The 2,719-nt window shown below is 67.4% G+C and carries 2 protein-coding genes; one reads left to right on the plus strand and one right to left on the minus strand.

Annotated elements, in window-relative coordinates:
- Positions 1-943: homoserine dehydrogenase (locus tag ACFDSW_RS14885; RefSeq protein WP_375251058.1), on the minus strand; the 943-nt coding region annotated here is incomplete at its 3' end.
- A gap of 454 nt (positions 944-1,397) precedes the next feature.
- Here ACFDSW_RS14885 and ACFDSW_RS14890 point away from each other — a divergent pair.
- Positions 1,398-2,719, plus strand: a 1,322-nt coding sequence (locus ACFDSW_RS14890; protein ID WP_375251063.1) for an OPT family oligopeptide transporter, incomplete at its 3' end; no start/stop codon positions are given.

A 2,719-nucleotide genomic window follows, 5' to 3' on the forward strand; every position in this document is an offset into this window, starting at 1 on the left:
GGTCGGCCACCACCGCGCTCGCGGTCGGCCCGTCCCCCGCCCCGGCGCCCTGAAACCGCAGCCGGCCGACGAAATTGCCGTCCGCGACCACCGCGTTGGTGGCGCCCGTCACATGCGCCAGCGGATGCCCGGCGGGCACCAGATGCGCGTGGACGCGCTGGAACAGGCCATGGCTGTCCGCTTCCGCGACGCCGACCAGGCGAACGCGATACCCCAGCGCGGCGGCCTCGGCGATGTCAGCGGCGATCAGGTCGCGAACCCCGCTGACCGCCACATCGCCGAACGACGGCGCGGTGCCGAAGGCAAGGCTCGCCAGGATAGACAGTTTGTGCGCAGCATCGATGCCGTCGATGTCGAACGAGGGATCGGCCTCGGCGAAGCCGAGCGCCTGCGCCTCCGCCAGCACGTCACCGAAATCGCGCCCCTCCGCCTCCATCTTCGACAGGATGAAATTGCACGTCCCGTTGAGTATCCCGTAAACCCGCTCGATCGCGTTCGCCGCAGCCCCCTCCCGCAGCCCCTTGACGACGGGAATGCCCCCGGCGACCGCCGCTTCGAACTTCAGCGCGCTGCCCGCTCGCTCGGCGGCATCGGCGAGTTCGAGGCCGTGATGCGCCAGCATCGCCTTGTTGGCGGTCACCAGCCCCTTGCCAGCAGCGATCGTGCGACGCGCGAGCGTCAAGGCCGGCCCATCCGATCCGCCGATCAGCTCGACCACCACATCGGCATCGGCATCCGCCAGCGCCGCCGTATCGTCGAACCACTGAAAAGCGGAGAGATCGATCCCGCGATCCTTGTTGCGATCACGCGCGGAGATGGCGACCACCTCGATCGCGCGACCCGCCCGACGCTCGATCAGGTCGCGATTGGCGTCCAGCACGCGAATGACGCCGCCGCCGACCGTACCCAGTCCTGCCAGAGCCACCCGCAATGCCTTCGCCATGTCGTTCCCCCTATGGGTCCGTTCAGGACCAGCTCGCCGGTTACGGGGGATCGATCGTCAGATCAACGACCGACCGTTGCGCGTATCGCACGCCCGAGGGCATGAATTGCAGAAAATGCATTCGTATGATTCGCATATTGCACTTGCACAAAATCGTGCTGCGATGCACAAAGACCGTGCCTTTCAGGCATCCTCTCCTAAAAACTTTCACAGCCGGGCTCTGCCCGGCTTTTTTTTGTGCCCGCGATAAGCTACGTCCCGACTCGCCCGCACCCGATAACAACAAGCGCGCAGGACAGGATGCCGCCGGTAAGACCGGCAGCGCGGCCTTGGGGGAGAGCGGCACAGGATCGCTCCCCCCTGCGCAGGAGCGTCTTCGCCGTCGCGAACGAACCCCTATCCCCCGCGTCCCCGCTATGCCACGGTCGCGCTTTATCGCGGCGATACGGATACGATGGCGACCCTCTCTTCCCCTGCTTCTCCCGCCGAACTGACGCTGCGCGGCGTGCTGCTCGGCGGCGTGATCACATTGTTGTTCACCGCGGCGAACGTCTATCTGGGGCTGAAGATCGGGCTGACCTTCGCGACTTCGATCCCGGCGGCAGTGATCTCCATGGCGGTGCTGCGGGCGTTTCGCGGCTCGTCGATCCTGGAGAACAATATCGTCCAGACCGTCGCGTCGGCGGCGGGCACGCTGGCGGCGATCATCTTCGTCCTGCCCGGGCTGGTGATGGTGGGCTATTGGCGCGGCTTTCCGTTCATCACCACCGCCGCGATCACCTTCACCGGCGGCGTGCTGGGGGTGATGTTTTCGGTGCCGCTACGCCGGGCGCTGGTGGTCGACACGGACCTGCCCTATCCGGAGGGGCGCGCCGCGGCGGAGGTGCTGAAGGTCGGCGACGAAAGCCGTCGCGGCCATGACGACAGCGCGCGTGGCCTGTCGGCGATCATCGCCAGTACCACCGCGTCCACGCTATTTGCGATCCTGACGCAGACCCGGCTGGTCGCGGCGGAGGCGGCGGCATTCTTCCGCGTCGGCGGCGGCGCGACCGGGGTGACCGGCGGCCTGTCGTTCGCGCTGCTTGGCGCGGGGCATCTGATCGGGCTGTCGGCCGGGATGGCGATCCTTGCCGGCGTGGCGATCGGCTGGTGGATCGTGCTGCCGATTGTGACCGCCGCCGCACCGCAGGCAGGTGACGTCGCCGTCTGGGCGAACAGCGTCTTTCGCGAACAGGTGCGATTCTTTGGTGCGGGCGTGATCGGGGTGGCCGCGATCTGGACGCTGATCCGCATCGCCGGGCCGATCGCGGGCGGGCTGCGTGCTTCGCTCGCGGCCGGGGGCGCCGATCGCGATGCCCGCGCGCTGGAGGAACGCGACCTGCCGATCGGCATCGTCGTCGCCATCACACTCGCGATGCTGGTGCCGATCGCGTGGCTGCTGCACTCCGTCGTGGCGGGCGGACCGCTCGCTGGAGCGGAACTGCTGCTGATCGCCGCCAGCCTGATCTTCATCCTCGTCATCGGCCTCGTGATCGCGGCGGTATGTGGTTATATGGCGGGGCTGATCGGGGCGTCCAACTCTCCCGTTTCGGGGATCGGCATCCTGTCGGTGATCGCCGCCGCGCTGATGCTGGTCGGCTGGTTCGGCCGGGGCGGCGATAGCGGGCAGATCGATGCGCTGGTCGCCTATGCGCTGATCGTCACCGGCATCATCTTCGGTATCGCGACGATCTCGAACGACAATCTGCAGGATCTCAAGACCGGGCAATTGGTCGG

Origin of the sequence: Sphingomonas sp. (assembly GCF_042091075.1) — a bacterium.
Classification (GTDB): Bacteria; Pseudomonadota; Alphaproteobacteria; order Sphingomonadales; family Sphingomonadaceae; genus Sphingomonas.